The following is a 5283-nucleotide window of genomic DNA, read 5'->3' as shown; positions in this document are numbered from 1 at the left end:
CGCAGCCCCTTCCACCCGCGGTCGTCGCCGTGCCGCGACGGCCCGCAGCCAGTGGCGGTGGAGTTCCAGGCGTTCCCCGTCCGACGCCCCGCACAGGGCGGCGAAGCGTTCCACCGGGGCGAAGTCGAGGGGGACCGCCTCCCCCGCGCAGTAGCGGTGCAGCGTGGAGGTGTTCATGCCCAGACGGCGGGCCAGCGAGCCGTAACTGCGGTCCGTGCGTTCCTTCAGCTCCCGCAGCCGAGCCGCGAACTCCGCCACGTCGTCCTGTGCCGACACCTTCGCCTCACCCACCCGTCGGGCCGAACGGGCCCGGGACGGCATCCCAGGCACCCCACATACCTGCACGTCGGACGGGCTGGGACGGTTCCATGCCCCGGGACCGGCCGCCGATGCTTGCGCCGGCCGCCCGGGACGGCGGATGCTCCCGGTGTCGCCCCGACGGCCACCGAACGGACCGTCCGGCGGCACCCGCATCCCACCACACACTCCTCACGGGGGACACCCATGCCCATGCGCACCCGGGCCGCCACGCTCGCCTTCCTCTCCGCCGTCACCCTCGCCGCCGTCACCTCGCTCGCCGGGCCGGCCGCAGCCGCGCCGGCCACGGGCGCCGTTCCGGGGGCGAAGGCCGCCGCGCCCAGGTTCCTCGCGGCGTCCCAGCTGCCGCCGCACCCCTCGTCCGCCTGGACGGCGGGACCCGTCACCGACGGCTTCCCGGCCGAACTCGCCTACTGCCTGGGCGAAGAGGGCGTCCCCGCCCACGACTACCGGCACCGGGTCTTCCACACCGATCTGGACACGGGTGCCGTACAGGCCACGGTCGTGACCGGCTCGGCCGCCCAGGGCAAGGCACTGGCCGCGCTGATCGACAGGAGGATCCGTTCCTGCGCGGACCGCATCGAGCGGTCCGACCCGGAGACCGAGGCCGAGGGCCGGTTCTACGGCTCGCTGCCGGTCGAGGAGGGCGCCCGGGTCCACGGACTGCACACCGCCACCTCCTGGGGCGCCACCGACATCCACCTGCTGTCGGTGGGCCGGGACGGCAGGACGATCACCGTCGTGAGCTGGGGGCAGATGGGCGACTTCGGCGACGCCCCGGTGGCCGCCTTCAGGAAGACGACCGCCCGGGCCGTCGGCAAGCTGTACTGACACCGCAAGAATCTGTCCGAAACGCTGCGGTCCGGAGGGAACCACCCGGAAGGGCCGGATCCGCGTCGGACCGCACGACCACCGCGAATCCGGGGTCGTCCTCTCGCCACGGGGGTCGGGAGGACGACCCCGCACCCCTGCGTGGCCGTCGAAGTTCGGCCAATAACCGGCCTTGACGGTGCCGCATGACTGGCGCGTGGGTGACGGGGCATGGATTCCCACGGACGTGTTCGAGCCGCAGGGGGAATCGACACCGGGACGCGGGCGGGGGCCATGAGAAGGCAGGTAGGAGAGGGTCGCCCCGGTACGGCGGGGGCCGGCTCGGTGACGACCGCGGAAGAGACGGCCGACGGGAGCGGGGAGCGGGCGCCGGAGGCACAGCTGAGACGACGGCTGGGGTGCGCGGACCTGCGGGCGGTGCCCGAGTCCCGTCACGACCTGCGGCGACTGCTCAGGCACTGGGGAAGACCCGGACAGTCGGAGACGGCCGAACTGCTCACCACCGAACTCGTCACCAACGCGCTGGTCCACACCGGCCGGGCGGCGGTCCTCACCGCCACCGTCGGCCCCCGGGGGTTACGGGTCGAGGTGCGGGACTTCGCGGACCACGAACCCCGGCCGCGGGCACCGGACGCCGGCGAGAGCACGCACGGCCGTGGACTGGTCCTGGTCGAGTGCCTCGCCGACGCGTGGGGGATCAGGGCACACGGGGTGGGCAAGGCGGTCTGGTTCGAACTCGGGGCGGACGCCGCCTGACCCCGGCACCGAAACCGCTGACACCGGCACCGGAACCGGTGACGGCGCACGGGGTGGGGCGGAGCGCGCCCCGCGCAGGCCGCGTTCCGTCCCACCCCGTGCGTCTACCGTCCCGCCGGTGTCAGCCGAACTGCTGCTCCAGGTCCTTGAGCTTGCGCTCGAGGGAGTCCAGACGCGGCAGCGCCTGGGTGTCGTCCTCCGCGGTGAGGTCGACGGTCGCCGGGTCCGAGGCACCGCGCACCGGCTGCAGAGAGGGACGCGAGCGTACGGGCAGGACGGCCTCCGACACCGCCGCGGCGGGCTCCGCGGGCACCACGCCGTCCGCCCGTTCCACCGTCGGCGCCTCCCCGGGACGTCCGCCGCCGCCCACGAGGGCGCGGTGGCCCCGGCTGATGGCTTTCAGCCGTGCCCGCTCCACCCGCTCCTGGCCGCGCCGGCGCCGGCGTGCCTCGTCCTTCTGGCGCTGGTCCTCGCGGACCTCCTCCACCGCCTCGTCGAGGCTGCGCACGCCCTCCAGCAGCATCAGCGACCAGGCGCGGTACGTCTCCCGGGGGGCCCGCAGCCAGCGGACGATACGGATCTGCGGCAACGGGCGCGGCACCAGGCCCTGTTCGCGCAGGGCGGCCCGACGGGTCTGCTTCAGCGCGCGGTCGAACAGCACGGCCGCCGACAGGGACATGCCCGCGAAGAAGTGCGGAGCGCCCGCGTGCCCCACGCCCCGGGGGGCGTGCACCCAGTTGAACCAGGCCGCGGCGAACGCGAACGTCCACACGAGTATGCGGGAGCCGAGCGCCGCGTCCCCGTGGCTGGCCTCGCGCACGGCGAGCACCGAGCAGAACATCGCCGCACCGTCCAGGCCGAAGGGCACGAGGTACTGCCAGCCTCCGGACAGTCCGAGGTTCTGCTCGCCGAAGCCGACCAGACCGTGGAAGGAGAGCGCGGCCGCCACCGCGGCGCAGCAGAACAGCAGGACGTAGGAGACGGTGCCGTACAGCGCCTCCTTGCGCCTGCGGCGTTCCTCGCTGCGTTCCCACGAGTCGTCCGTGCTCGTGTCCTTGACCGAGGAGCGCTTGCCGCGCGCGAGCACCGCCACCGCCGCCAGCATGCCCAGGAGCAGCACGGCGCCCGGAAGCAGCCAGTTCAGCGATATGTCGGTCGTTCTCATCCAGGGGTCCCTTGCGTTGGGATAGGGCGTAACGCCCGCCATAGTGGCCCAATCCCGCCGTCCCTCAGGGGATTTCGGGGCAAGTGGCCGTCATTGGAGCGCGAGGGGGTACCCGAGGCGGCGTTCTGCTCGAACTGACGCGTGGGACAAGGGAGTCGAGTTCGAATGGGACCGCCCGTACAGGTGGTTCCGTGAGGACGCCTTGCGGCAGGTGAGGGAAGCATGGGCCCCTGGCCGCCCCAGCGGCCTCCGGAGGGCAGGGGCGGGCCCGGTCGTGCCGGTGCCCGACGCGGCGTCAGCTCGCCCTGGCCACCGGCATGCTGATCTCCTCGACGGGCAGGCTGACGACCTTGCCGCCGGTCTCCGCGGCGCCCGCCCTCCCGACACCGCAGGTGCGCGGGCAGTTGGCGCAGATGTCGTCGGGACGCAGGGTGTAGAACATGCAGCAGCTGATCCGGTCCCGGGTGCGGGTGGCTTCGCCGCCCGGCCCGGTGACCGTGCGGAAGCCCGCCGCGCCGACGTACGGCTTGGTCGCACCCGGCAGCAGCAGCTCCAGCTCCCGCAGGGCCCGGTCCTCCTCGCCCAGCAGCTGGCCGATGTACCGCAGGCTCTCCACGACCTCGTCGGTCGCCATGCCCCACAGGGCCCGGCCGCGGCGCCGCATCCTCGGGCCGAAGCCCGCCAGGACGGGTTCGAGGTGCTCGGCGACGGAGGCGCGCACCTCGGCCCGCAGGGCCTCCTCGTCCGGAACCACGCGGGCGCCGGGCAGCTCGGCCGCCGGGTCGCCGGGGAGGCAGGCGAAGGACGCGGGGCGTACGGCCATGCGGCCCACCGCGAGGCCGTCGGCCGAGCGGTCGAAGGAGACGTGGGACACCGGGTAGCGGGGCACGCGGCGGTGCAGGAACCACGGCACGGTGATCAGCAGGCAGGCGGGCCAGGCGTAGCGGTGCAGGCCGAAGCTGGCGACGACGTCGGGGCGGGCCTGCTGTCCGTAGTCCCGCAGCACCTGGCTGTCGTCCCAGGACAGGAAGGCGTCCAGGGCGGGGCCCCCGTCCCCCTCGGCGAGAGCCTCGGCGGACACCCAGGCGCCGCCCCGGGGCGCTTCCTCGCCGGCGGCGAGTTCGGTGACGGCGAGTGCCGGGAAGGCCTCCGCCAGACGGGCGTACGCGTCCGCGACGGCCGAACCGGGCGCTGCCATGGGACCACCCCTTCACGTCTCGCCGAACCGGCCCGCGCCGGACCGGTAAAGGTAAGCCTCACCTTACCGAAGATCGTCGGGATGTGAACCGGGGGGCCGGTACCCGTAAGGTGCTTGACGAACGGCTGACAAGCCGCCGTAATGACCCCAAGTACCGAAACGTCCGGAGGAGGACCCCGTGAAGCAGGGCACGAAGGGCTTCGCGGGGACGGGTGGCACCGGAACCGGACGAGGCGGTCCGGGCGGGGACGCGCGCGCGGGCGGGGCCGGGGCGCCCGCCCGGCCCGGCGCACGCCTCCGGGAAGGCGGCTCCGCGCCCGCCCGGGACGACGCCGTGCGCGGTGAGCACACCCACGGTGAACCGGACGCCGTCCTTCCCCGGCCCCGGACGCCCGTCCAGCGGTCCTCCGTGCGCGGGCAGGTGCTCGCCGCCCTGCGCACCGCGCTGGTGACGGGCGACCTGAGGCCCGGCGCGGTGTACTCCGCGCCGGTGCTGGCCGAGCGTTTCGGGGTCTCCGCGACCCCCGTCCGGGAGGCCATGCAGCAACTCGCCCTGGAGGGCGCGGTCGAGGTCGTGCCGAACCGGGGCTTCAGGGTCGTCGAGCGGGGCGACCGGGAACTGGCCGAACTGGCCGAGGTCCGGGCGCTGGTCGAGATCCCGGTGGTGCTGCGGCTGGCCCGTACGGTGCCCGCCGAACGCTGGGCCGAACTGCGCCCTCTCGCCGAGGCCACGATCCGCGCCGCCTCCTCCGGCTGCCGGGCCACCTACGCCGAGGCCGACCGGGCCTTCCACCGCGCGGTGCTCGCCCTCGCCGGCAACGAACAGCTGGTCCGGATCGCCGAAGACCTCCACCGTCGGGCCCAGTGGCCCCTGGTCGGCGCGGCCCCCGGCGCCCTCGGCCGGGCGGGCCTGGTGGCCGACGCCCACCAGCACACGGCCCTGCTGGACGCGATGATCGCGAAGGACCAGGAGGCGGTGCGGTCGCTGCTGGAGGGGCACTTCACCGGCGCGGTC

The 5283-nt window shown here is 74.4% G+C and carries 6 protein-coding genes; 3 read left to right on the top strand and 3 right to left on the bottom strand.

Going from position 1 to position 5283, the window contains the following annotated elements:
• On the bottom strand, window positions 1–321 hold a 321-nt coding region (locus tag AOK18_RS24855; RefSeq protein ID WP_206281589.1), incomplete at its 3' end, for a helix-turn-helix domain-containing protein.
• A 183-nt stretch (window positions 322–504) separates the two neighbouring features.
• Here AOK18_RS24855 and AOK18_RS24850 point away from each other — a divergent pair.
• Window positions 505–1149, top strand: a complete 645-nt coding sequence (locus tag AOK18_RS24850) for a hypothetical protein (protein ID WP_055695775.1) — start codon at window positions 505–507, stop codon at window positions 1147–1149.
• Window positions 1150–1473: 324 nt separating this feature from the next.
• Entirely contained in the window at window positions 1474–1905 is a 432-nt protein-coding gene (locus tag AOK18_RS24845) for an ATP-binding protein (RefSeq protein WP_055573945.1), read from the top strand.
• 121 nt (window positions 1906–2026) lie between these two features.
• On the opposite strand, the gene AOK18_RS24840 is transcribed toward AOK18_RS24845, so the two are convergent.
• On the bottom strand, window positions 2027–3070 hold the full coding sequence (locus AOK18_RS24840) for a DUF2637 domain-containing protein (RefSeq protein ID WP_055695774.1): 1044 nt from the start codon (window positions 3068–3070) through the stop codon (window positions 2027–2029).
• Between the two features lie 295 nt (window positions 3071–3365).
• On the bottom strand, window positions 3366–4268 hold the full coding sequence (locus AOK18_RS24835; RefSeq protein ID WP_055695773.1) for a (2Fe-2S)-binding protein: 903 nt from the start codon (window positions 4266–4268) through the stop codon (window positions 3366–3368).
• Window positions 4269–4446: 178 nt separating this feature from the next.
• Here AOK18_RS24835 and AOK18_RS24830 point away from each other — a divergent pair.
• Window positions 4447–5283, top strand: an 837-nt coding sequence (locus AOK18_RS24830) for a GntR family transcriptional regulator (protein WP_055695776.1), incomplete at its 3' end; no start/stop codon positions are given.

The organism is Streptomyces prasinopilosus, assembly GCF_001419695.1.
In the GTDB taxonomy this organism is placed as follows: domain Bacteria; phylum Actinomycetota; class Actinomycetes; order Streptomycetales; family Streptomycetaceae; genus Streptomyces; species Streptomyces prasinopilosus.
Note: the sequence above shows the minus strand (reverse complement) of the source record. Positions and strands in the feature narration are given on the sequence as shown.